The following is a 23014-nucleotide window of genomic DNA, read 5'->3' on the forward strand; positions in this document are numbered from 1 at the left end:
CCGCATGCCCCGCGAGTTCCGGGTGCGTCGCGAGCAGGTGCTGCCCGCGACCCCCGAGCAGGTGTGGAACGCGGTCGCCACCGGCGAGGGCAACCTCGGCTGGCTGTACCCGATGGAGATCGAGCCCCGCGTCGGCGGGACCGTCTCGCGCGGCCAGGCCACGGTCGTGGAGTGGGCGCCGTCCCGTCGGCTGGCCTGCCGGTCCGACGGCGAGAACGGTTTCTCCAACACCCTCGACTACACCGTGGAGGCGCAAGGCGACACCGGGACCCGGCTGTCCATGGGCATCCACTGGGTCCACCCGGGCAGCCCCGACGACGGCTGGGACACCCGCGCCGACGCCGCCGAGCGGCACTTCGACTTCTACCGCCACAGCCTCGCCGAGTACCTGCGCCACTTCGCAGGCCGCCCAGCCCGCTACGTCAAGGCCGTCCGCCCCGACCCGGCCGCCCCCGGCGCCCTCACCGCCGTATGCGAACGGCTCGGGATGACCGGGCCGGTCCGCGCGGGGGACACCGTGAAGATCGTCCTGCCGCACCAGGCCGGAGCGGCCGTCGGATCGCCTGTCGGATCGGCTGTCGGACCGCCTGCCGGAGCGCCTGCGGAGGCGGTCGTCGAAGCGGTCGTCGATCGTTTCGACGCCGGTTTCCTGGGGTTGCGCACCGGCGACGCCCTGTACCGGTTCTTCGACGGCAGTCCCTGGGACTGGCCGCTGTGGCTCGGCCATCACCTGTACGCCCCCGACGTCGATCCCGAGGACGCGACGCGTGCGTGGGACGAGTGGCTGACGGAGGTGGCCCCCTGATGGAGACGCCTCTGTATTCCGCCGAACTGGTCGAGGAGGACGGCGTGTTCACGCTCGTCGTCACCGATCTGCGCCGGGACACCGTCCAGACCGCGCACGTCCCCAAACGGGCCGTGGACAAGCTCCCTTACTTCCTGTCCCTGCTCAACTCCCGCCAGTTCAGCGCGTTTCGTTAGACGCCAGGAGGCCGCATGGCACCGCCCCACCCCACGACCGCCGCCGCGCTCCCCGCGCCTCGGCGGCGCACGGCGGACCGTTGGCTGCGGGTGCACCGGTGCCGTGCGCCCCGGCCCGCCCGTCGGCTGGTGTGCTTCCCGCACGCAGGCGGCACCGCCCACCTCTTCCACGGTTGGCCCGCCCAGCTGCCCGACGACGTCGAGCTCCTCGCCGTGCGCTACCCCGGCCGCCAGGACCGGCTGGCGGAGCCGTGCGTCGAGGACATGGCCGAGCTGGCCGACGCCGTCGCCGAGTCCCTCGCCCCGTACACCGGTCTGCCGCTCACCCTGTTCGGTCACAGCATGGGCTCGGCCGTGGCCTACGAGGTGGCGCTGAGGCTGGAGGCCCGGGGTGTGCGCCCCGCCCACCTGCTGGTCTCCGGCCGCGCCGCCCCGCACCGCGCCCGCCCGGCCGGTGTCGCGGAGGGCGACGACGAGGCCCTTCTCGCCACCGTCCGGAGCCTGGGCGACTACCAGGCGGAGGTGTACGACATCCCCGAGCTGAGGGAGCTTCTGCTCCCCGCCCTGCGCGCCGACTACCGGCTCATCGAGACCTACCGCCCCGAGCGTCCCGTGCCGCTGCGCACCCCCGTCACCGCCTACTCGGGCAGCGACGACACCAGTTGTCCCATGGACGCCGTCCGCGCCTGGGGGGACCTGACCGGGCCCGGACGTTTCCAGCTGCGTCTCTTCCCGGGCGACCACTTCTACCTCGTCCCGCACGAGGCGAGGCTCGTCGCCGACATCGTCACCCGGATCACCTGAACAGGTGTCCGGAGTACCTGAACAGACTTGCACAGCAAAGGAGTTGAACATTGCAGAACGCGACCGTCCGCCTCGACGTCCCCCTCGGCGCCCGCCCGCCCGACGAGCTGTACCTCCTAGACCCCGCTCTCCTCGCCGACCCGGCCGGCGGGTACGGCAAAGTCCGGGAACAGGGGCCCGTGGCGCGCGCCTGGCTGACCGACACACAGCCGGTGTGGGTGGTGACCCGTTACGACGACGTCCGCGAAGGGCTGCGCGACAGCCGCTTCGCCAGCAGCCCCGACGCGATCGAGGGCCACACCGGCGAGGACCCGCGCCGCGCCCTGGTGGACATGTTGAACCTGCCGGAGGAGGTCCAGAAGTACTTCCTCGTCTCGGCCCTGGACACCGACCCGCCGGACCACACCCGGGTGCGCGGAGCCGTCGGCCGGGCCTTCAACGCCCGCCGTATGCAGGCGCTGCGCCCCCGGGTCGAGCAGCTCACCGCCGACCTCCTGGACGACCTCGGCCGCCGCTCGGCCGACGGCGTCCTGGAACTGGTCGACGGCTACGCCTACCCGCTGGCCGTCACCGTCGTGTGCGAACTGGCCGGCGTGCCCGAGGAGGACCGCGCGGTCTTCCGGCGCTGGGGCGACGACATCCTGGTCATGGAACCCGAACGGCTGCGGGAGTCCTCCCTGGCCGTGGTCGACACCGTGCTGCGCCTGCTCGACCAGCGGCGCAGGGAGCCGGCCGGCGACGTGCTGAGCGCGCTCGCCGCCGCCCGCGACGACGAGCGGTACCGGCTGACGGAGGAGGAGGCCGTGGCCATGGTCCTCAACGTGGTCATGGCGGGCTACGACAACACCGCCCAGCTCGTCGTCAACAGCCTCGCCGCTCTCCTCACACACCCCGACCAGCTCAAGCTCCTCCAGGCCGACCCGGACCTGACGCTCTCCGCCGTCAACGAGTTCATCCGCTGGTGCGGGCCCGACATCATGGTGCGGATGCGCATCGCCGCCGAGGACGTCGACTTCCGCGGCACGTCCATCCGCAAGGGCGACTGCGTCCAGTTCGTCCTGGTCTCCGCCAACCGTGACCCGCGCGTCTACGCCGACCCCGACCGCCTCGACATCACCCGCCGCCCGCACGACGGCACCGAGGGTCACATCGGCTTCGGCCACGGCATCCACTACTGCGTCGGCGCCGCCCTCTCGCGCCTCCAGTGCGAGATCGCCCTGGACGCCCTGCTGCGCCGGCACCCCGGCCTGCACCTCGCCGAGGGCCCGGAGAGCCTGCGCCGCACGATCATCCCGGGCACGGCCCCACGGCTGCCGCGACTGGCGGTGCGCGTGTAGAGGACGTAGGCGGAGGACGACGTAGAGGAGGGGCTGGAGGACGGGTGTAGAGGAGGGCGTAGAGGAGGGATGTAGAGGCAGCGGGAGTCGGTGGCGTCAGAGGGGTGTCAAAGGCGGGGGCGTCGGCGTCAGGGAGGCGTCAACGGCGGCGGAATCCGGCCGGAACGGGGGTTTCCTCGAACCGTCCGCATCTGTTCCGAGCCTCTTCTAGGAGTTCGCGATGGCCGATCTGGCCTTCGTCGTCACCACGATCGCGGTGTTCGCGCTGGTGGCCCTCGTCGCCAAGGGGGTGACGAAGCTGTGACCGCCGAGAACGTCGTCGGTCTGGTCGTGGCCGTCGCCCTGCTGGGCTATCTCGTCCTCGCCCTGATCTTCCCGGAGAGGTTCTGACGATGACATCAGCTGCTACCGCAGCGGGTGACATGGGTCCCGTACTCGCCGGCGTGCTCCAGCTGCTCGCGCTCATAGCCGCGCTGGCGCTCGCCTACGTCCCCCTCGGCGCCTACATGGCCAGGGTCTACTCCTCCGACAAGCACTGGCGCGTCGAGAAGTGGATCTACAAGGGCATCGGCGCCAACCCGAACACCGAGATGCGCTGGCCCGCGTACCTGCGCGGCGTCCTGGCCTTCTCGGCCGTGAGCGTCCTCCTCCTCTACCTGCTCCAGCGGCTCCAGGGCCGCCTGCCCGGCTCGCTCGGCTTCTCCGCGATCGACCCGGACCAGGCTTTCAACACCGCCGCGTCCTTCGTCACCAACACCAACTGGCAGTCGTACTACGGCGAGCAGGCCATGGGCCATGTCGTGCAGACGGCCGGTCTGGCGGTGCAGAACTTCGTCTCCGCGGCCGTCGGCATCGCGGTGGCGGTGGCCCTCGTACGAGGGTTCGCGCGCTCCCGCACCGGTGAGCTCGGGAACTTCTGGTCCGACCTGGTGCGCGGCGTCGTACGCATCCTGCTGCCGCTCTCCGTCGTCGCCGCGATCGTCCTGGTCGCCTGCGGCGCCATCCAGAACTTCTCCGGCATCCACGAGGTCGGTCAGTTCATGGGCGGGCAGCAGCAGTGGAACGGAGGTGCGGTCGCCTCGCAGGAGGCCATCAAGGAGATCGGCACCAACGGCGGCGGCTACTTCAACGCCAACTCCGCCCACCCGTTCGAGAATCCGACCCCGTTCACGAACCTCTTCGAGATCTTCCTGCTGCTGGTCATCCCGTTCGCGTTGACCCGCACCTTCGGCATCATGGTCGGCTCCCTCAAGCAGGGATACGCGATCCTCGCGACCATGGGCACGATCTGGGTCGGCTTCATCGCGCTGATGATGTGGACCGAGTTCGCCCACCACGGCCCGGCGCTCCAGATCGCGGGCGGTGCGATGGAGGGCAAGGAGCAGCGCATCGGGGTCGGCGCCTCGTCGATCTTCGCGGTGTCGACCACGCTCACCTCGACCGGCGCGGTGGACTCCTTCCACTCGTCCTTCACCGGTCTGGGCGGCGGTATCACCATGCTGGGCATGCAACTCGGCGAGATCGCGCCGGGTGGTACCGGCTCCGGCCTCTACGGCATGCTGGTCATGGCGATCATCGCGGTGTTCATCGCCGGCCTGATGGTGGGCCGTACGCCCGAGTACCTGGGCAAGAAGATCGGCACCCGTGAGATCAAGTTCGCGGCCCTGTACATCCTCATCACCCCGGCGCTGGTGCTCGTCTTCACCGCCGCGGCGATGGCCCTGCCCACCCCGGGCAACTCGATGACCAACAGCGGCGCGCACGGCTTCTCCGAGATCCTGTACGCCTACAGCTCGGCCGCGAACAACAACGGCTCGGCGTTCGCCGGTCTGAACGCGGACACGCAGTGGTTCAACAGCACCTTGGGTCTGGCCATGGTGCTGGGCCGGTTCCTGCCGATGGTGTTCGTGCTGGCGCTGGCCGGTTCGCTGGCCGAGCAGAAGCCGGTGCCGGAGACCGCGGGCACCCTGCGCACCGAGAAACCGCTGTTCATAGGTCTGCTGGTGGGCGCGATCCTGATCATCACCGGTCTGACCTACTTCCCGGCGCTGGCCCTGGGCCCGCTGGCCGAGGGGCTGGCGTCATGATCACCGACACGAAGAAGCACGAGGACTCGATGTCCACTGCCACGCCCACCCGGGCCCCGCACAGCGACCTGTCCTCCGGGCACAAGCCCGCCGAGGGCCGGGTCGGCGCGGGCCTGTTCGATCCCAAGCAGCTGGTCAGGTCGCTGCCGGACGCCTTCCGCAAGCTCGACCCGCGGGTGATGATCAAGTCGCCGGTGATGTTCGTGGTGTGGATCGGTTCGGTGCTGACCACCGTGTTCTCGTTCAAGGACCCGGGCGACTGGTTCGGCTGGACCATCAGCGTCTGGCTGTGGCTGACGGTCGTCTTCGCCAACCTGGCGGAGGCGGTCGCCGAGGGCCGGGGCAAGGCGCAGGCCGACACCCTGCGCAAGGCCAAGACCGACACCGTGGCCCGCCGTCTCGTGGGGGGCCGCGAGGAGCAGGCGCCCGGCACCGAGCTGCGTATCGGCGACCTGGTCGTCTGTGAGGCGGGCGACGTCATTCCCGGCGACGGTGACGTCGTCGAGGGCGTCGCCTCGGTCGACGAGTCGGCGATCACCGGCGAGTCGGCTCCCGTCATCCGGGAGTCCGGCGGCGACCGGTCCGCGGTGACCGGCGGCACGAAGGTCCTCTCCGACCGGATCGTCGTCAAGATCACGACGAAGCCCGGCGAGACCTTCATCGACCGGATGATCGCCCTGGTGGAGGGCGCGGCCCGGCAGAAGACGCCGAACGAGATCGCGCTGAACATCCTGCTGGCCTCGCTGACGATCGTGTTCCTGCTGGCGGTGGCGACCCTGCCGCCGTTCGCGGACTACGCGGGCACCCATCTGACGATGGTCGTGCTGGTGGCGCTGCTGGTGTGTCTGATCCCGACCACGATCGGCGCGCTGCTGTCGGCGATCGGCATCGCGGGCATGGACCGGCTCGTGCAGCGCAACGTCCTCGCGATGTCCGGCCGGGCGGTCGAGGCCGCCGGCGACGTGTCGACCCTGCTGCTCGACAAGACCGGCACCATCACCCTCGGCAACCGGCAGGCCTCCGAGTTCCTGCCCGTGCGCGGGACCACCGAGCCCGAACTGGCCGACGCCGCCCAGCTGTCGTCGCTGGCCGACGAGACCCCCGAGGGCCGCTCCGTCGTCGTACTGGCGAAGGAGAGGTACGGGCTGCGCGAGCGGCACCAGGGCGAACTGGCCGGAGCCGAGTGGATCGCGTTCACCGCGCAGACCCGGATGTCGGGCGTGGACGTCGACGGACGCAGGATCCGCAAGGGCGCGGCCGGTTCGGTGCTCGCCTGGGTGCGGGAGCGGGGCGGTGAAGTCGCGCAGGACGCGACGGAGTTGACCGACCGTATTTCGGCGGCCGGCGGCACCCCGTTGCTGGTGGCCGTCGAAGACGCCGAGGGCGCACGGGTGTTGGGGGTCATCCACCTCAAGGACGTGGTCAAGGAGGGCATGCGGGAGCGGTTCGACGAGCTGCGGCGCATGGGCATCAGGACGGTCATGATCACGGGCGACAACCCGCTGACGGCGAAGGCGATCGCGCAGGAGGCCGGCGTCGACGACTTCCTCGCCGAGGCCACCCCCGAGGACAAGATGGCCCTCATCAAGCGGGAGCAGGCGGGCGGCAAGCTGGTCGCGATGACGGGCGACGGCACGAACGACGCGCCGGCGCTCGCCCAGGCCGACGTGGGCGTGGCCATGAACACCGGCACCTCGGCCGCCAAGGAGGCCGGGAACATGGTGGACCTGGACTCCAACCCCACCAAGCTCATCGAGATCGTCGAGATCGGCAAGCAACTCCTGATCACCCGGGGCGCGTTGACGACGTTCTCCATCGCCAACGACGTCGCGAAGTACTTCGCGATCATCCCGGCGCTGTTCGCGGCCGTCTATCCGGGCCTGGACAAGCTGAACATCATGCACCTGGCCAGCCCCGACTCCGCGATCCTGTCGGCCGTGATCTTCAACGCGCTGATCATCATCGCGCTGGTGCCGCTGTCGCTGAAGGGCGTGCGGTACCGGCCGGTCAGCGCGGACCGGATGCTGCGGCGCAACCTGGGGATCTACGGCCTCGGCGGCCTGATCGCCCCCTTCATCGGCATCAAGCTGATCGACCTGCTCCTCTCCCTCCTCCCCGGGCTGTAACTCCCTGAAAGCGTGCTGATCCACTATGAACAACTCGGTATCGAACACAGCCCGGTTGCTCTGGGCCGGCCTGCGCGCGCTGCTCGTGCTGACGCTGGTGACGGGCGTGATCTACCCACTGGCCGTCACCGGCGTCGCCCAGGCCCTGTTCAACGGCAAGGCGAACGGCTCCGAGATCAAGGCGGACGGCCGGGTCGTCGGCTCGTCCCTGATCGGGCAGGCGTACAACCTGCCGCTGAAGAAGGGGCAGGAGACCCCGGAGCCCGACCTGAAGTGGTTCCAGGGCCGTCCGCAGAACGGCCTCGGAGCCAACAGCGTCAACACCCGGTACAAGCTGATCCTGTCCGGCGCGACGAACCGTTCGGCCGACAACAAGGACCTCATCGCCTGGGTGACGGCCGCCAAGGCGGCCGTGATCAAGGACAACTCGGTTCCGGGCTACACCGTCAAGCCCGCCGACGTGCCCGCCGACGCCGTCACCTCCTCCGGCTCCGGCCTCGACCCCGACGTCTCCCCGGCCTACGCGGACCTCCAGGTCCACCGGGTCGCCGAGCGGAACGGCCTCTCGGTCGCGCAGGTGGAGAAGCTGGTGAAGAACCACACCGAGGGGCGCACCCTCGGCTTCATCGGCGAGCCCCGGGTGAACGTCCTCGAACTCAACATCGCGCTCGAGGAACTGACCAAGGGCGACTGATGACCAGGGTGCTGGTCGTGGAAGACGACCCCCAGCTCGTACGGGCACTCGTGATCAACCTGCAGGCCCGCCGGTACGGAGTGGACGCGGCCGCCGACGGGGCCACGGCGCTCCGGCTGGCGGCCGCCCGCAGGCCGGACGTGGTGATGCTCGACCTCGGGCTGCCCGACATGGACGGCGTCGACGTCATCCGGGCGCTGCGCGGGTGGACGCGGGCGCCGATCCTCGTCCTGTCCGCGCGCCGGGCCTCCGACGAGAAGGTCGCCGCGCTCGACGCGGGGGCCGACGACTACATCACCAAGCCGTTCAGCATGGACGAGCTGCTGGCCCGGCTGCGGGCCGCCGTCCGCCGCACCGAGGACGTGCCGCTGGCTCCCGAGACGACGCTGGTCGCCACCGACGGGTTCACCATCGACCTGCTCGCCAAGAAGGCCACCCGCGCGGGCCGCGACCTGCGCCTCACCCCGACCGAATGGCATCTGCTGGAGATCCTGGTCACCAACCCCGGCCGCCTGGTCACCCAGAAGCAGCTGCTGCACGAGGTCTGGGGAGCCGCGCAGGGCAACAAGACCAACTACCTGCGCGTGTACATGGCCCAGCTCCGCCGCAAGCTCGAGGCGGACCCCTCGCATCCGCGCCACCTCATCACCGAGCCGGGGATGGGCTATCGGTTCGAGTCGGAGGGGTGAGGCTTTTCTCGATGCTGACCCACTCCTGCCCGGAGCTTTGCTGCACATCGGTTGCAAGTACGGGAGCCCCGCACCAGGGTGGAGGGCGCAGTCTCCCCGCGAAAGAGAGTCGCCCTCCCCGTGCCCTCCCCGATGCCCACCGCCCCTGACGTCTCCGCCTCCTCCGCCTGGCGCCGTCTCCGCACCTCGATGACGCGCAAGGAGTGGGTCAACGTCGGCGGGATGGTCGGTTTCATCCTGGCGCTGCACGTCATCGGCTGGTTCACGCTCATCGCGATCGTCGCGCCCGAGCACTACGACCTGGGCGCCAGAACCTTCGGCATCGGCATCGGCGTCACCGCCTACACCCTGGGCATGCGGCACGCCTTCGACGCCGACCACATCGCCGCCATCGACAACACCACCCGGAAGCTGATGAGCGAGGGGCAGCGCCCGCTCTCGGTCGGCTTCTGGTTCTCCCTCGGCCACTCCAGCATCGTCTTCGCGCTCGCCTTCCTGCTCTCCCTCGGCGTCAAGGCGCTGGCCGGCCCGGTCGAGAACGGCGACTCCCAGCTGCACAGCGTCACGGGCTGGATCGGTACGACGGTCTCCGGGACGTTCCTCTACGTCATCGCGATCATCAACCTGGTGATCATGGCCGGCATCTGGAAGGTGTTCCGCCAGATGCGCTCGGGGCACTTCGACGAGGAGGCCCTGGAGAAGCAGCTCGACAAGCGCGGCTTCATGAACCGCCTGTTGGGCCGCCTGACGAAGTCGATCACCAAGCCGTGGCAGATGTACCCGCTGGGCCTGCTCTTCGGCCTGGGCTTCGACACGGCGACGGAGATCGCGCTGCTGGTCCTGGCCGGTTCGGGCGCGGCCTCCGGCCTGCCCTGGTACGCGATCCTCTGCCTGCCGATCCTGTTCGCGGCCGGCATGTCGCTGCTCGACACGATCGACGGCTCGTTCATGAACTTCGCCTACGGCTGGGCCTTCTCCAAGCCCGTCCGCAAGGTCTACTACAACCTCACCATCACCGGCCTGTCGGTCGCCGTCGCGCTTCTCATCGGCACCGTCGAACTCCTCGGCCTCATCGCCGAACAGGCCGACCTGCACGGCGCGTTCTGGGACTGGGTCTCCGGCCTCGACCTCAACATCATCGGCTACGTCGTCGTCGGACTGTTCTTCGCGACCTGGGCCGTGGCCCTGCTGGTGTGGAAGGTCGGCCGCATCGAGGAGAAGTGGACGGCGGGCCTGGCCCGGCCGACCGAACGGGGCGCGGTCGAGGTGCGGTCGACACCGCTATAACGATCGTTATAGCTCCTGGTGGACGTCACGCTGCCCGAGGGCGCGTTGTCCGAGCGTCGCAAGGCCGGACTGGTCGGGGACGCCACCACGGTCGTACTCGAAGCCGCCGGGCTCTCCCCGGACGACGCCCTGCGGGTGTGGGTGCTGGTGCACGAGCAGCCGGACGGCACCTGGGGCGCGGGCGGCTCGGTCGTCCGCTACGCCGATCTGGTCGCCCTCGCTCGGCAGGGCAAGAGGGAAGGGGGAGAAGGCCGATGCGTGAGCTGACCTATGTCGCCCGGCGCACCGTCGAGTGGCGCGAGGCGCCCGACCCGAAGCTCCGGTCCGACCAGGAGGCGATCGTCGCCCCGACGGCCGCCACCTCCTGCGCCGTCGACTCAATCCCGTACAGACAGGTGAAGGGGTGGCCGTGGGCGCCTGGCGGCGGTGGAACGGTTCGGTGTCCGCCCGCGTCGTCCCTCTTCGGGACACGGCGGCCGTGTCCCGAAGAGGGGGGACCGGGTGCATACGGACGGCTTCGCCAAGTGGACAAGACGGTTCGAGGACGAGCGAGAGCGCAGGCGCGTCCAGGGGGACCCGGACTGGGGGCGGAGCGCGACGCTGCATCCGGCGGTGTGGGCCGGCATCCAGCGCTTCCAGGTCGGCGAGGACGGAGACGGCGCCAACCTCGTCGGCAAGGCGGACCAGGCCGGCGACGCCGACTACGCGCAGGCGGTCCGGCTCTTCATCGCCGAGGAACAGAACCACGCCCGGCTACTGGCTCGGCTGCTGGCCGCGGGGGGCGTACCGACGCTGACCGGGCACTGGAGCGACACGGTCTTCGTACGGCTGCGGCGGCTCATGGGTCTACGCATGGAACTGCTGGTGCTGATGATCGCGGAAGTGGTGGCGCTGCGTTACTACCGGGCCCTGCGCGACGGCGCCGACGACTCGCTCACCGCGGAGGTGGCGGGGCGCATCCTGTCCGACGAGCAGCGCCACGTACCGTTCCACTGCGAGCGACTGCACGCCTCCCTGGTGGAGCTGCCCCGCGTCCTACGCCGCCCGGTGATGGCCTTGTGGCGACTTCTGCTGCTCGCGGTCTCGCTCGTCGTCGCCGCCGACCACGGTCCGGCACTGCGCCGACTCGGCGTCGGACGCCTGCGATTCGTGGTCGACGTCATGACCTCGTCCCACACGGTGGTCGCCGCGGTGCTGGCGCCCCTCCCGGACGCCTGGACGAGCGCGGGCTGACACAGAAGGCTGCGCGGGGGCCGATGAGCCCCGGCACCCCGGCACCCCGGCACCCCGGCGGCGACGACGAGCAGGTCGGCGGTCCGGGGCACCGCCGCCCGACCGGCCGTGTGACGGTGGGCGATCATGACCGTCGCGTCGCGTCGCGTCGCCGCGCCCCACCCCGCCCTGCCCCGCCGGAGGCGCTGGGCCATGAGGCAGCCGACGAGTTCGGACCGGCCCGCCACGACCGCGACGATGCCGGTCCGGTCCTCGTCCTTGACGATCAGTGAGGCGTGGTGGGGGCGGGCTTGCGCGACGTGGTCCGCACGGGCTGCTCCTGGGGTGGGGTGAGCGTCACGTCGGTCCTCCTCCTTCCTGAACTCGAATTTCCTGAACTCCAACTCGGTGGCTCGTTCCGAGACCGGTGAGGGAGCGGTCGTACTCCGGGGGTGGCCGTCTTCAGGGAGCTGTCGTGGCTCCCCGGGGGCGGCGCAGCAGGACGGCGGAGCAGGCGGCGGCGAGAAGGGTCAGGGCCGCGGCCGTGAGCAGGCACAGGCGCATGCCGTCGAGGAAGGACTCGCCCAGGGCGGCGAGTGCGCGGCCGGTGTCCGGGCCGAGGCTCAGCTGGGCGACCGCGCCCAGGCCGTCCTCCTTCGCCGCCGCGACGATGGGCTGCCGGGCCGCCTCGGTCAGGCCGGCGTCGGCGAGGTGGCCGGGGAGGGTGTGCAGGGCCCGGGTGGTGAGCAGGGCGCCCAGGACGGCGGGGCCGAGCGCGCCGCCGACCTGGCGGAAGGCGTTGTTGCCGGCCGCCGCCATGCCCGCGAGCTGGTAGGGCACGGAGGCGACGGCGGTGGCCGTCATCGGCGTCATGACGGCGCCCATGCCCAGGCCCAGCAGGGCCAGCCGCCAGGCCACGGAGGCGAAGGAGGTGTCGGCGTCGAGGGTGGTGAGGGACAGCAGCGACGCGGCTACGACGAGCAGGCCGCCGGTGATCAGGACGCGGGCGGAGACCTTGTGCATGAGTCGCCCGACCGGCGCTCCGGCCAGGATGGCCGCGGCGGTGACCGTCAGCAGCCGGAACCCGGCCTGGAGCGTGTCGAGTTGCTGGACCATGCCGAAGTACAGGCTGAGCACGAAGAAGAAGCCGATCAGCCCGAGGAAGCTGATCATGGCGACGAGGGCGGTGGCGGTGAAGGCCGGGCTGCGGAAGAGCGTCAGGTCCAACATGGGGCTGTCGCTGCGCCGTTCCGCCAGGACGAACGCGACGGCGCTCGCGGCGGCCGTGAACAGGGCGACCATGACCTTGACGTCGGTGAAGGAGCCCGCGCCGCCCTCGATGACGCCGTACACCGCGGCGGTGACGGCCAGGGCGGCGGTGATCTGTCCGGGCCAGTCGAGGCGGCGGCCTCCCCCACGCTCGGCTTCGCTCGAGCGGGGGGACCCCCATGGCGCGCGCGAGTCGCCGAGCAGCCGGGCGGCGAAGGCGGCCGCGATCAGCGAGACGGGGATGGTCGGCAGATAGATCCAGCGCCAGTCGGCGTGGTCGAGGATCACGCCGGCCATCAGGGGGCCGACGGCCAGCGCGGCCATCAGGGAGGTGGCCCACAGGCCGATGAACTTGCCGCGCTCGCGGTGGTCGGGGACCGCGTGGCTGATCAGCGCGAGGGTGGTCGGCAGCAGGGCGGCGGCGCCGAGCCCGGAGACGGCCTGTCCGATCCAGAGGACCTCGACCGACTGAGCGCTCAGCGCTATCCCCGCGCCGAGGGCGCAGCAGGCCAGGCCCGCCTGGAACACCTTCTTGCGGCCGTGGACGTCGCCGAACACGCCGGCGGTCAGGATGAGCGCGGCCATGGGCAGGACGAACGCGTCCTGGACCCAGGAGAGTTGGGCGGTCGTCGCGTCGAGCGCCTGCTGGACGGCGGGCAGGCTCACCGCGACGGTGGTGATCGGCAGATAGGCGACGAACACGCCGAGACAGGCCATGACGAGCGTGACGGCGCGCCGGTCCGCCACGGCCGGTCTGACGGGCGTGGTGATGACGTTCACGGGGGGATCTCCCTTGCGGCGGGGTGGGCCGCGATCGGTTACTGCTGTGGTGCTGAGTGGTGAGGTGCTGACTTCTGAGTGGTGCTGAGTGCTGAGTGCCGACTGCCGACTGCTGTGGTTTCGGTTGCGAGCAGCGCTGACCGCGGGACGCCGTCGTCGGCGACGTTCAGCACGGCGAGAGAGCGCATCTTGCGGAAGCAATGGCTGTAGCCGCGGGACGTGGACACGCCGACCGGGGCGAGCTCGCGCTCGACCCGGTCCGTCCAGACGAAGCCGCGCACGTCCCGGGGCATGTCCATGAAGGTGCAGTGGGGTCCGTCATGGAAGAGGGACTGGTGTACGTGGACGTCGTCGTCGCTGCTACGACCGGTCGCCGATGCGGCAGGTCCTCTTCCACGACATGCTCTCGTCCAGCCAGTCGGTGTACTCGGGCTGACCGAACAGCATGGCTGTGATGTCGACGGGGGACGCGGTGCGGAAGAAGTCGACGGAGCGGTCCACTCGGACGTGGCCTTTCTGATCGTGTGACGGCGCTGAACCCGCATCCAGCATCGGCGATGCCTCTCATGGTCACCAACCAGTAGGCCCGAAACGGATACGAACCTCCATCTCGGTCGCCATGTCCTAGGTACTTCCTCCGTGATTTCCGACCTCGGCAGGCAAATCCTCCATACACTCTTCGGTGTCACCGCGTCCCGACCACGCACGGCAGGGAGGTGGGGGCCCTGTCAGACCCCGGAACGTCATTCCCCGGCACGGTGCGGCCTGCCATGCGGGCGCGTCCGGGGGCAGTCTGGGAGTCACGGCAGCCCGCCCTCCTCGTCGCCGCGGCGCGTGGTCGAGAGCAGGGCCGAGAGCAAGGAGCAGTACCCCGTGGAAATCCTCAAGAAGCAGCCCACCGTCAAGGCGCCCGCCGACTGGTTCACCGGTGACGTCTGGTTCGACGTGGTCTACGCAGGCCAGGAGCCGTCCCGGATGCGCGCGAACATGGTGCGTTTCTCGCCGTGCGCCCGGACCGACTGGCACTCCCACGCCATGGGCCAGACCCTGCACATCGTGTCCGGCGTCGCCCTGATCGGCACCCGTGACGGCACCGTCGTCGAGGCCCACCCCGGCGACACCGTGCACACCCCGCCGGGCGAGGAGCACTGGCACGGCGCCACCGCCGACCACTTCATGACCCACCTCGCGATGTGGGAGGGCCCCGGCCCGGACGGCGGCCCCGAGACCACCTGGCTGGAGAAGGTCGACGACGCCGTGTACGGCGCACCGCGCAGCAGCACCCGCTGACCCAACAGACCGGGTCGATCCCCGTACGACCGAACAACGTCACCCCCGCGCGATCGCCGACCGCGAGGCACTGAAGGTCATCGTCAAGCCGTGAGCGGACGGCCGTGAGCGACGGTCGACGCGGGCGCGTCAGTGATGCGTCAGTGATGCGTCAGTGATGCTCGGACGCCCGCGCGGCGGTCTCGACCTCGGCCACGGCCGGCTCCCGGTCCCGGTCCCGGTCGGGGGCGCGGTCGAGTCGGACCATCACGTCGTACTCCGGAGTGCCGGGAGCCGCGTGGTAGGCGACCATGCGCTGACCGGAGCCTCCGTCCACCTGGAAGGAGTGGTAGCCCAGGGTGAAGGTGCCGGCGTCGGGGTGGTGGAAGGTCTTGCGGCCGCGGCTGTGGCCCTTGACGTCGTAGCGTTCCCAGAGGCGGGCGAAGTCCGGGCTCTTCGCGAGCAGTTCGTCGACGAGGCCGGTGAGGTCGGGGGCGTCCGGTTCGACGCCGGCCAGGGTGCGCAGGCGGGCGACGCAGCCGCGGATCTGGTTCTCCCAGTCCTCGAAGAGGACACGGGCGGTCGGGTGCAGGAAGACGTAGCGCACGATGTTGCGCTGCCCCTGCGGCCAGGCCTCCAGCCCGGCCATCAGCCGCAGCCCGCCGGGGTTGGACGCCAGCAGGTCCATGGCGCGGCTGACGATGTGGGCGGGGTTGGGGCGCATGCTCTCCAGGAGCAGTTCCATACCGGGATCCACGGCCCGGCCGAGTGCGCCGGACGCCCGCTCCGGGGCGGAGCCCCGGGCGGCGCACGCGGCGAGGTCGCGCAGGTGCCGGCGCTCGGGTTCGTCGAGCAGCAGCGCGGCGGCGAGGGCGTCGACGACGGACGGGCTGGGGTTGGTCTCCCTGCCCCGTTCCAGGCGCGTGTAGTAGTCGATGCTGACCCCGGCCAGAGTCGCCAGCTCCTCGCGGCGCAGGCCGGGCGTCCGGCGCAGGCCGGGTCCCTGCGGGAGCCCGACGTCGGCGGGGGTCACCCTGGCCCGGCGGGCCTTCAGGAAACGGCCCAGTTCCCCACTGCCGCCACTGCCGCCACTGCCGCCATTGCTGCCACTGCGCTGCTCACGTGCCATGCGTTCCAGTCTGGCAACCCTGTGACGGGTGGGACAGCCGCGTGGGGGGCCCTGCCACACCCCGGAACGCGGCTCTCCTGCGCAGACGCTCGCCACGGGGAACGCCGGTGCGCCGGGCCCGACAAGCACGAAATGGGGTGCCCCGGGGAAGTCCGGGGCCCACCCCATGAGCACCTGGGCACGCTCATCGCCGTGTCCGGAGACCTGCCGCCGCTACGTCGTCAGCTCGTCGGACGCGGCGAACCGCTCGGCGTCGCACACCTCGCGCACGTGCTCGAACCACTCCTTGCGCGGGCCGGACAGCTCGTCCAGGGCCGGCGGAGCGACGATGACGCCGGGGCCGATGGTGACGCGGGCCCCGCGCCTGCCCCGGGCCGCGGCGGCGGTCTCGACGCGCTGCGCGTTGCCCCGCTCGGCGAGCGCGTAGGCGTGGACGGAGGAGCCCACCTTCTCGGGGGCCAGGAAGGGCAGCGCCAGCAGCCCGCCGGGCCCGGTCGCGGTCACCTCGACCCACACCCCGTCGCCGAGCCCCGGGCGCGGATGGCCGTAGACGCTCACCTCGGTCGGCCGCGAACCGTCGCCCGCGAACAGGGCCGCCGGACGTGCCCGGCGGGCGGCCCAGGGCGGCCCTCCCGGTTCCAGCTCCAGGACCGCGGTGTCGCCGGATGCGGGCCGGACCGGGAACCAGCCGCCGGCGACCGTCCGCGCCGGCCGCGGCCGTGCGTCGCCGGACGGCGCGAAGTCCACCAGCACCGTGCTGCCGGCGGGGACCGTCTGTTCCGATTGCGCCGGTACGTGCGGCAGTCGTCGTTCTGTGGTGCTCAACGGGCGATGCCGGACCCGGACTTCGGGCACCGCCCGTGACGCGGAGGCGCACGGTCCCTACCTCGGGGAAAGCCGCGGAGAGCCTGGCGATCCGGAGAGGACGGCGTTCCTGGAGGTGCTTGCCTGGGCGAGGTTCCTGTTCCTGTTCAGTTCCGGTGTCGAGGCCTGGCGTCACCCGTGCTGTCGGCTTCCCGCCGCGGGACGCATCCGGAGGGTGAGGATCTGGAAGGGGCGGAGTGTCAACTGGATCCCCTCCTCGGTGTGACGGTGGCTCGTCGGGTCGTCGAGGGGGCGTTCGAGGAGGTCGGTCGCGGTGGCGGAGACCAGCGGGAAGCCGGTCGTGAGGCGGGCGCGGGCGCGGGTGCCGCGGGACTCGTAGAGGCGGACGACGATGTCGCCGCTGCGGTCGTCGGCGAGCTTGACCGCCTCGACGATCACCCCCGCGTGGTCGACCGACACCAGCGGGGAGACGGTCGCACTTCCCGGCACCGCGCGCTCGGGCAGGTTGAACCGGTAGCCCTCACGGGTCGCGTCGGCGACGTCGGCGCCGATCACCAGGGCGTAGCCGAGCCGGTGGGCGCCCTGGTCCTGGTCGGGGTCGGGGAACCGGGCGGCGCGCAGCAGGGAGAGGCGGACCGTGGTCGTCGTACCGCCGTCGGGGCGGATGTCACGGGTGACGTCGTGGCCGTAGGAGGAGTCGTTGACCAGGGCGGCGCCCCAGTCGGGTTCGCCGACGTGCAGGAAGCGGTGGGCGCAGGTCTCGAACTTGGCCGCGTCCCAGCTGGTGTTGGTGTGCGTGGGCCGCTCGACGTGCCCGAAGGGGATCTCGGCGGTCGAATGGGCGGCCCGTACGTCCAGCGGGAAGGCCGCCTTCAGGAACTTCTCCCGTTCGTGCCAGTCGACGACCGTGTCGATCACGGGTCCGCGTGAACCGGCCGGCAGCGTCAGGGTCTGCTCGATCCGCGACGTGCCGAAGACACGCACGACGCGGACGCCGTCCGCGGTCGCGGTGACGGACTCCGCGTCCGTGAGATCGTGAACGGTGTTGCGGTAGAAGACGTCGACGTCCCAGGCGTCCCACTGGTTCGGGAAGTCCTGGTGCAACTGGAGCAGGTTGCCGACCGCTCCCGGCGCCAGGGCCTCGCGGCCGGCCGTGTGGTCGTAGGCGGAGGTGATCAGGCCGCGGGCGTCCACCACGACCCGGACCAGACCGTTGTCGAGGACGAACCCGTCCCCGTCCGGCGCCGGCGCGACCGGCGCGTCGACGGCCTCGGAGCGCGGGCTCGCGCCGAGCGCCGCGACACCGCCACGGGCGTGCGGTGCGGCGTTGAAGACGACCGTGCCGTCGGGCTCCCCGGCCAGCGCCCCCTGGGCCGTGCCGATCAGCTCCTCCAGTTCCCGGGCCACGGCCGCGTAGGTCTCCTCCGCCTCCCGGTGCACCCAGGCGATCGACGTCCCGGGCAGGATGTCGTGGAACTGGTGCAGCAGCACCGTCTTCCACAGCCGGTCCAGCGCGTCGTACGGGTAGGGCTGCCCGTTGCGAACGGCCGCGGTCGCGGCCCACAACTCCGCCTCCCGCAGCAGGTGTTCGCTGCGCCGGTTGCCCTGCTTGGTGGCGAGCTGGCTGGTGAGGGTGCCGCGGTGGAACTCCAGGTACAACTCCCCGGACCACACGGGCGCGCCGCCGTTCGCCTCGTACTCGTCGTGCGCGCGCCGGAAGAAGTCCGCAGGGCCCTCGATCTCGATCCGGGCCGAGCCCTCCAGGTTCCCGAGCCGGGCGGCGCGCGCGAGCATCTCACGGGTGGGGCCGCCGCCGCCGTCGCCGTAGCCGAAGGGGATCAGGGAGTGGTTGGCGCCGCCCTTGTCCTGGAAGTTCCGTACGCTGTGCGCGACTTCGGCGCCGGACAGCTCACCGTTGTAGCTGTCGACGGGCGGGAAGTGGCTGAAGATCCGGGTGCCGTCGATGCCCTCCCACCAGAAGGTGTGGTGCGGGAACTTGTTGGTGGTGTTCCAGGAGATCTTCTGGGTCAGGAACCACCGCACCCCGGCCAGCTTCATCAGCTGCGGCAGGGCCGCGTTGTAGCCGAAGGTGTCCGGCAGCCACATCTCCTCGGTCTCGACGCCGAACTCCTCCAGGAAGAACCGCTTGCCGTGGACGAACTGGCGCACCAGGGCCTCGCCGCCACTGATGTTGGTGTCCGGCTCCACCCACAGGCTGCCGGTCGGCAGGAACTGCCCCGACTTCGCCTTCTCCTGCGCTCGCGCGTACACCTCGGGCCGGTGCTCCTTCAGCCAGGCGAGCTGCTGCGCCTGGGACATGACGAACCTGAACTCCGGGTAGTCGTCCATGAGTTGAGTGACATTGGAGACCGTGCGGGCCACTTTGCGCACGGTCTCGCGCAGCGGCCACAACCAGGCGGTGTCGATGTGCGCATGCCCGACCGCCGAGATCCGGTGCGCGCTCGCGTGCGCGGGCGACGCCAGGACGGGAGCGAGGGCGGCCCGCGCGGCGGCCGCGCTGCCGCTGACGTCCTGCAGGTCGACGGCGTCCAGGGCCCGCTCGACCGCGCGCAGGATCTGCCAGCGGCGCGGGGAGTCGGGCGACAGCTCGGGCATCAACTGGCTCAGCACGTCGAGGTCCTGGACGAGCTCATGGACGTCCCGGTCGAAGACGGCGAGGTCCAGACGCCGCAGCCGGTACAGGGGCTCGCCGGGGTCCGCGGCCGGGTCGCCCAGCCACGGCGCCCGTCCGCCCACCGACGTGGGGCCGAAGGTGAGTTCGCCGGGAGCGGTGTGCATGACGACGGGATTGGCCGCGGCCTCGACGAAGGCGACGAACTCCTCGCCCCCCACTGCCTGTTCGGTCACCGGCAGCCATGTGTTGCGCGGATTCAGCGCCTTCGCCGCGGTGCCGTCGGCCCGATAGACCAGCCCCTCGGCGGAGAAGCCGGCGGAGTGGGTGGCGAATCCGAGATCCAGTACGGCCTCGACTCTCTCGCCGGCCCAGTCCGCGGGAATCGTGCCGCTGACCTTGAACCAGCTCGTCGACCAGGCGGGCCCCCACCACTCGCCGACCCTGGCCGGCCGATAGGGCGCGGTCAGGCCCTCCTGGACCGGGACCGGCTCGCCGGGGACGCTCCAGACCTCCACGTCGAGGGGGACGGACCGGGCATGGACGACGGGCCGGATGCGCTCGTTGAGCACACGGGCGAGCCGTTGTTCGGTGACGTCACGGTCGTTGTGCATGAGGTGCCTTTTCTCCGTACAGGTGGGGGGAGTCAGCCCTTGAGGGCGCCGCCGAGCGCGAAGCCGCCGCCCAGCTTGCGGGCCAGCAGCAGGTAGAGCAGGACGACGGGCAGCGAGTAGAGGAGCGAGAACGCCGACAACTGCCCGTACTGCGTCTGGTCATGGGCGCTGAGGAAGGTGAACACGCTGACCGACGCGGGGAGTTTCTCCGGGGACAGCAGCAGGATGAAGGGGACGAAGAAGTTCCCCCACATGCCGATGAACGTGAAGACGGTGACCACGACGACACCGGGCCGCATCAGCGGCAGCACCACCCGCCACAGCACCTGCATGGTGTTCGCGCCGTCGATCCGGGCGGCCTCCTCGAGGACGACCGGGACGCCGTCCATGAAGTTCTTCATCAGCCAGATCCCGAACGGCAGCGCGGACGCGGCCAGGAACAGGGTCGTGCCGGGCATCGAGTCGATCAGGTTCACCTGCACGAACATGCTGTAGACCGGGATCATCACGGCGGTGATGGGCAGCCCGGTGGAGAACAGGATCGTGTACAGGAACGGCCGCCGTACCCGGGACCGATAGCGCGACAGCGGATAGGCCGCGAGCACCGACACCACCACGGTCACCGCCGTCCCGAAGCCGCACAGCAGCAGGCTGTTGAGCATCGGCCGGTAGGTGGTGTCGACGTCGAGGACCGCGTCGAAGTTGTCGAGCGTCAGCGACGAGGGCCACTTCAGCCGGAAGCTGTTGGCGTCGGTCACCGAGGCGAGCACCATCCACAGCAACGGCAGGACGTACAGCACCGATACGGCGAGCAGGACCAGGTTGATCGCCACGCGCCCGAGCCGGACGCGGCGCCGGCGCGGGGAGGGGGACACGACGGGGACCGGGCGGGCGGTCGCGGCGGGCGGGGTGGCGACGGCGGCCATCAGTCGTCCTCCAGTTTCAGCAGCCGGATGTACACGACGGAGAACAGGGCGCCGACCACGAGCAGCACCAGGGCGATGGCGGTGCCGTAGCCGATCAGGCTGTTCTGGAAGGCCTGCTGGTACATGAAGATCGGCAGGGTCTCGCTCTTGTTGCCGGGTCCGCCGCGGGTCATGGTGTAGATCAGGCCGAAGACGGAGAGCGTCTGCAGCGTGATCAGCATCAGGTTGGTGAGGATCGAGGGCCGGATGACCGGCAGGACGACCCGCCACAGCCGCTGCCAGGGGCCCGCGCCGTCCATCTCCGCGGCCTCCACCAGCTCCTGGGGCACGTCGTTGATGGCGGCGGTGAAGACCATCAGGGAGAACGCGGTGCCGCGCCAGACGTTCGCCAGGCACACGGCGAGGATCGGCATCGTGTACAGCCAGTTCTGCTCCGGCAGATGCAGTGCGCCCAGGAGCGAGTTGAGCGAGCCCTGGTCGTAGAAGAAGGCGTACATCAGATAGCCGGCGACCACCTCGGGCAGCACCCACGCGGCGATGACGACGCCGTTGACGAGCGCCCGTACCGGCTGGGTGGCCTTCTGCATCAGGACGGCCAGGGCGAGCCCGAGCGTGTTCTGGCCGATCACGGCGGAGCCGACCACGAACACCAGGGTCAGCCAGACCGCGTTGAGGAAGTCGGCGTCCTTCAGGGCCCTGGTGAAGTTGTCCAGGCCGACGAAGCTGGTGCCGGAGGCCCCGGTGAGCTGCATGTCCGTGAACGCGTAGTACACGCAGTACGCGATCGGGCCGGCCAGGAACACGGCCAGCAGAAGCACGGCCGGGAGCGTCGGCAGGCCGCGCAGCAGCGCGCGGACGGCGGGGGCGGGGGCCCCGCGGGACCGGCGGTGACCGCCGGTCCCGCGGGGCGCCGGGGCGAGGGCCGTCACGAAGTGCCCTCGACCGTCTTGTCGTCGCCCACCGCCGCCTTGACATCGTTATCGAAGGTCGAGGCGGCCTTGTCGACCGAGGCCTGGCCGGTCGTCACGGACTCCATCGCCTTCTGGATCGCGGTCGAGACCTGGTTGTACGCGGGCAGTCCGGGACGGTAGTGGGTGTCGGCGACCAGTTCGGTGAAGAACTTGTTGGTCGGCACCGCGTTCAGGTACGTCGTGTCGGACGCGACGTCGGTGCGGACCGCGATCGTGGCGTTGGCCGCGTTCCACTGCGCGGAGTTGGTCTTCGTCTGGAGTGTGCCCGACAGGAACTTCCAGGCCAGGTCGGGGTTCTTGGCCTTGGCCGGGACGGACCAGGCCCAGCCGCCGGACATGCTCGTACGACCGGGCGCCTGTCCGTTCTGGGTGGGCATCGCCGCGGTGCCGATCACCGACTGCCACTCGGTCCACGGCTTGGCGGCGGAGGAGCTCCAGTTGTTGGGCATCCAGGAGCCGTCGATGTCGATCGCCAGCTTGCCCTCGGGGATGAGCTCGGTGCCCACGGTGGTGCCGAAGTTGGCGCCCAGCGCCTGCTCCTTGGACGGGCCGAGGCCGCCGCTGTACACGGTGTGCACGAAGTCCAGCGCGTCCTTGAAGCCCTGGCTGCCCACGACCCACTTCTTCTGCGAGGCGTCGTAGAGCGACTTGTCGCCGGCCGCGGTGCCGTACAGGAGCATCTCGAAGCCCTGCATGGAGGACGCCTCGCCGCCGGCTGTGCCGGTGTAGAGGTTCAGCGGTGTCACATCGGGCAGCTTCGCCTTGATCTTCTTCGCGGCGCTGATCACGTCGGCCCAGGTCTTCGGCTGCCAGGGCACGGAGATCCCGGCCTTCTGGAGGAGCTGCTTGTTGTACCAGATCCCCCGGGTGTCGGTGTTGTCCGGTACGCCGTAGACCTTGCCGTCGGAGGCGCCGGTCACCGCGCCCTTGGCGGCCTTGGCGTACTGCGACCAGTCGCTCCACTTGGCGGTGTAGGCGTCGAGGGGCTTGAGGTAGCCGCCCGCGATGTCGGAGTTGATGAGCGCGGTGTCCTCGTAGACCAGGTCGGGCGCCGTCGAGGGGGAGCGCATCATGAGCTGGATCTTGGTGTAGTAGTCGTTCTCGGAGGCGGTCACCGGCACGAGGGTCACCTTGGTGCCCGGGTTGGCCTTGGTGAACTCCTTCACCATCGAGGCGAGGAAGTTGGCCTGGAGCTTGTTGGTGCTGTCCAGGTTCTGCCAGTAGACGACCCTGATGGACTTGGCCGAGCTTCCTGACGAGCCCGACCCGCAGCCGGTGACGGCCAGGGCGGTGGCGGCGGTGAGGGCCGCGGCGGTGACGATTCTCGAGCGCACAGTGGTTCCTCCGGGACACGAAACCTGAGGGAAAGCCGCGAGTATTTC

At 70.5% G+C, this 23014-nt stretch carries 20 protein-coding genes and 2 pseudogenes; 13 read left to right on the top strand and 9 right to left on the bottom strand.

Annotated elements, in window-relative coordinates; genetic code table 11:
- Window positions 1–4 precede the first annotated feature (4 nt).
- The 12 genes and pseudogenes from OG562_RS33585 (at window position 5) to OG562_RS33640 (ending at window position 11238) form a co-directional block, all read left to right on the top strand.
- Window positions 5–805, top strand: coding sequence for an SRPBCC domain-containing protein (locus OG562_RS33585; protein ID WP_266404704.1), 801 nt, complete (start codon window positions 5–7; stop codon window positions 803–805).
- Window positions 805–981 carry a hypothetical protein gene (locus OG562_RS33590; RefSeq protein WP_266404705.1) on the top strand — a complete coding sequence of 59 codons (177 nt, stop codon included), beginning with the start codon at window positions 805–807 and terminating at the stop codon, window positions 979–981. Before OG562_RS33585 ends, OG562_RS33590 begins: the two co-directional genes overlap by 1 nt.
- A gap of 15 nt (window positions 982–996) precedes the next feature.
- Window positions 997–1785 carry a thioesterase II family protein gene (locus OG562_RS33595; RefSeq protein ID WP_266404707.1) on the top strand — a complete coding sequence of 263 codons (789 nt, stop codon included), beginning with the start codon at window positions 997–999 and terminating at the stop codon, window positions 1783–1785.
- A gap of 50 nt (window positions 1786–1835) precedes the next feature.
- Complete coding sequence (locus tag OG562_RS33600; protein WP_266404708.1) at window positions 1836–3122, top strand: cytochrome P450; 1287 nt, start codon at window positions 1836–1838, stop codon at window positions 3120–3122.
- A gap of 300 nt (window positions 3123–3422) precedes the next feature.
- Complete coding sequence (gene kdpF / locus OG562_RS33605) at window positions 3423–3512, top strand: K(+)-transporting ATPase subunit F (protein ID WP_009326374.1); 90 nt, start codon at window positions 3423–3425, stop codon at window positions 3510–3512.
- 32 nt (window positions 3513–3544) lie between these two features.
- Window positions 3545–5209, top strand: a complete 1665-nt coding sequence (gene kdpA / locus OG562_RS33610; protein ID WP_266409654.1) for a potassium-transporting ATPase subunit KdpA — start codon at window positions 3545–3547, stop codon at window positions 5207–5209.
- On the top strand, window positions 5206–7335 hold the full coding sequence (gene kdpB / locus OG562_RS33615; protein WP_266404712.1) for a potassium-transporting ATPase subunit KdpB: 2130 nt from the start codon (window positions 5206–5208) through the stop codon (window positions 7333–7335). Before kdpA ends, kdpB begins: the two co-directional genes overlap by 4 nt.
- A gap of 25 nt (window positions 7336–7360) precedes the next feature.
- The gene (locus OG562_RS33620; RefSeq protein WP_266404714.1) at window positions 7361–8029 is read left to right on the top strand and encodes a potassium-transporting ATPase subunit C; all 669 of its coding nucleotides are present in this window, start codon (window positions 7361–7363) and stop codon (window positions 8027–8029) included.
- Entirely contained in the window at window positions 8029–8718 is a 690-nt protein-coding gene (locus OG562_RS33625; RefSeq protein ID WP_266404716.1) for a response regulator, read from the top strand. Before OG562_RS33620 ends, OG562_RS33625 begins: the two co-directional genes overlap by 1 nt.
- A 189-nt stretch (window positions 8719–8907) precedes the next feature.
- Window positions 8908–10005, top strand: coding sequence for a HoxN/HupN/NixA family nickel/cobalt transporter (locus OG562_RS33630; RefSeq protein WP_323187667.1), 1098 nt, complete (start codon window positions 8908–8910; stop codon window positions 10003–10005).
- Between the two features lie 15 nt (window positions 10006–10020).
- Window positions 10021–10272: pseudogene (locus OG562_RS33635) on the top strand (4-oxalocrotonate tautomerase family protein); the annotation flags it as partial.
- A 234-nt stretch (window positions 10273–10506) separates the two neighbouring features.
- Entirely contained in the window at window positions 10507–11238 is a 732-nt protein-coding gene (locus OG562_RS33640; protein ID WP_266404717.1) for a ferritin-like domain-containing protein, read from the top strand.
- A gap of 56 nt (window positions 11239–11294) precedes the next feature.
- On the opposite strand, the pseudogene OG562_RS33645 reads toward OG562_RS33640, so the two are convergent.
- The 3 genes and pseudogenes from OG562_RS33645 to OG562_RS33655 form a co-directional block, all read right to left on the bottom strand.
- Window positions 11295–11621: pseudogene (locus OG562_RS33645) on the bottom strand (hypothetical protein); the annotation flags it as partial.
- Window positions 11622–11679: 58 nt separating this feature from the next.
- Window positions 11680–13203: an MFS transporter gene (locus tag OG562_RS33650; RefSeq protein WP_266409658.1), complete on the bottom strand. Its 1524-nt coding sequence runs from the start codon at window positions 13201–13203 to the stop codon at window positions 11680–11682.
- Between the two features lie 423 nt (window positions 13204–13626).
- Window positions 13627–13767, bottom strand: a complete 141-nt coding sequence (locus OG562_RS33655; protein ID WP_266404719.1) for a hypothetical protein — start codon at window positions 13765–13767, stop codon at window positions 13627–13629.
- A gap of 372 nt (window positions 13768–14139) precedes the next feature.
- Between OG562_RS33655 and OG562_RS33660 the strand changes: the two genes are divergently transcribed.
- Window positions 14140–14556 (top strand): cupin domain-containing protein, encoded by a 417-nt coding sequence (locus OG562_RS33660; RefSeq protein WP_266404720.1) that lies wholly within the window; start codon window positions 14140–14142, stop codon window positions 14554–14556.
- Between the two features lie 151 nt (window positions 14557–14707).
- Here the strand turns inward: OG562_RS33660 and OG562_RS33665 are convergent, their stop codons facing one another.
- The 6 genes from OG562_RS33665 to OG562_RS33690 form a co-directional block, all read right to left on the bottom strand.
- Window positions 14708–15664: a helix-turn-helix transcriptional regulator gene (locus OG562_RS33665; protein ID WP_266404723.1), complete on the bottom strand. Its 957-nt coding sequence runs from the start codon at window positions 15662–15664 to the stop codon at window positions 14708–14710.
- Window positions 15665–15877: 213 nt separating this feature from the next.
- A complete protein-coding gene (locus OG562_RS33670) occupies window positions 15878–16489 on the bottom strand; it encodes a hypothetical protein (protein ID WP_266404726.1) in 612 nt (203 codons plus the stop codon).
- A gap of 171 nt (window positions 16490–16660) precedes the next feature.
- A complete protein-coding gene (locus tag OG562_RS33675; protein WP_266404728.1) occupies window positions 16661–19735 on the bottom strand; it encodes a glycoside hydrolase family 38 C-terminal domain-containing protein in 3075 nt (1024 codons plus the stop codon).
- Window positions 19736–19767: 32 nt separating this feature from the next.
- The gene (locus tag OG562_RS33680; protein WP_266404731.1) at window positions 19768–20661 is read right to left on the bottom strand and encodes a carbohydrate ABC transporter permease; all 894 of its coding nucleotides are present in this window, start codon (window positions 20659–20661) and stop codon (window positions 19768–19770) included.
- On the bottom strand, window positions 20661–21509 hold the full coding sequence (locus tag OG562_RS33685) for a carbohydrate ABC transporter permease (protein ID WP_266409660.1): 849 nt from the start codon (window positions 21507–21509) through the stop codon (window positions 20661–20663). The genes OG562_RS33680 and OG562_RS33685 overlap by 1 nt, the downstream gene beginning before the upstream one ends.
- Before the next feature lie 77 nt (window positions 21510–21586).
- Window positions 21587–22966 (bottom strand): extracellular solute-binding protein, encoded by a 1380-nt coding sequence (locus tag OG562_RS33690; protein ID WP_266404733.1) that lies wholly within the window; start codon window positions 22964–22966, stop codon window positions 21587–21589.
- Between the last annotated feature and the right edge of the window lie 48 nt (window positions 22967–23014).

It is taken from the genome of Streptomyces sp. NBC_01275 (assembly GCF_026340655.1).
Classification (GTDB): Bacteria; Actinomycetota; Actinomycetes; order Streptomycetales; family Streptomycetaceae; genus Streptomyces.

Bases quoted from the DNA above. Each gene is read 5' to 3' on its own strand.
- OG562_RS33585 (WP_266404704.1), top strand. From the start codon at position 5: ATGCCCCGCGAGTTCCGGGTGCGTCGCGAGCAGGTGCTGCCCGCGACC.
- OG562_RS33590 (WP_266404705.1), top strand. From the start codon at position 805: ATGGAGACGCCTCTGTATTCCGCCGAACTGGTCGAGGAGGACGGCGTG.
- OG562_RS33595 (WP_266404707.1), top strand. From the start codon at position 997: ATGGCACCGCCCCACCCCACGACCGCCGCCGCGCTCCCCGCGCCTCGG.
- kdpA (WP_266409654.1), top strand. From the start codon at position 3,545: ATGGGTCCCGTACTCGCCGGCGTGCTCCAGCTGCTCGCGCTCATAGCC.
- kdpB (WP_266404712.1), top strand. From the start codon at position 5,206: ATGATCACCGACACGAAGAAGCACGAGGACTCGATGTCCACTGCCACG.
- OG562_RS33620 (WP_266404714.1), top strand. From the start codon at position 7,361: ATGAACAACTCGGTATCGAACACAGCCCGGTTGCTCTGGGCCGGCCTG.
- OG562_RS33625 (WP_266404716.1), top strand. From the start codon at position 8,029: ATGACCAGGGTGCTGGTCGTGGAAGACGACCCCCAGCTCGTACGGGCA.
- OG562_RS33630 (WP_323187667.1), top strand. From the start codon at position 8,908: ATGACGCGCAAGGAGTGGGTCAACGTCGGCGGGATGGTCGGTTTCATC.
- OG562_RS33650 (WP_266409658.1), bottom strand. From the start codon at position 13,203: ATGGCCTGTCTCGGCGTGTTCGTCGCCTATCTGCCGATCACCACCGTC.
- OG562_RS33665 (WP_266404723.1), bottom strand. From the start codon at position 15,664: ATGGCACGTGAGCAGCGCAGTGGCAGCAATGGCGGCAGTGGCGGCAGT.
- OG562_RS33675 (WP_266404728.1), bottom strand. From the start codon at position 19,735: ATGCACAACGACCGTGACGTCACCGAACAACGGCTCGCCCGTGTGCTC.
- OG562_RS33680 (WP_266404731.1), bottom strand. From the start codon at position 20,661: ATGGCCGCCGTCGCCACCCCGCCCGCCGCGACCGCCCGCCCGGTCCCC.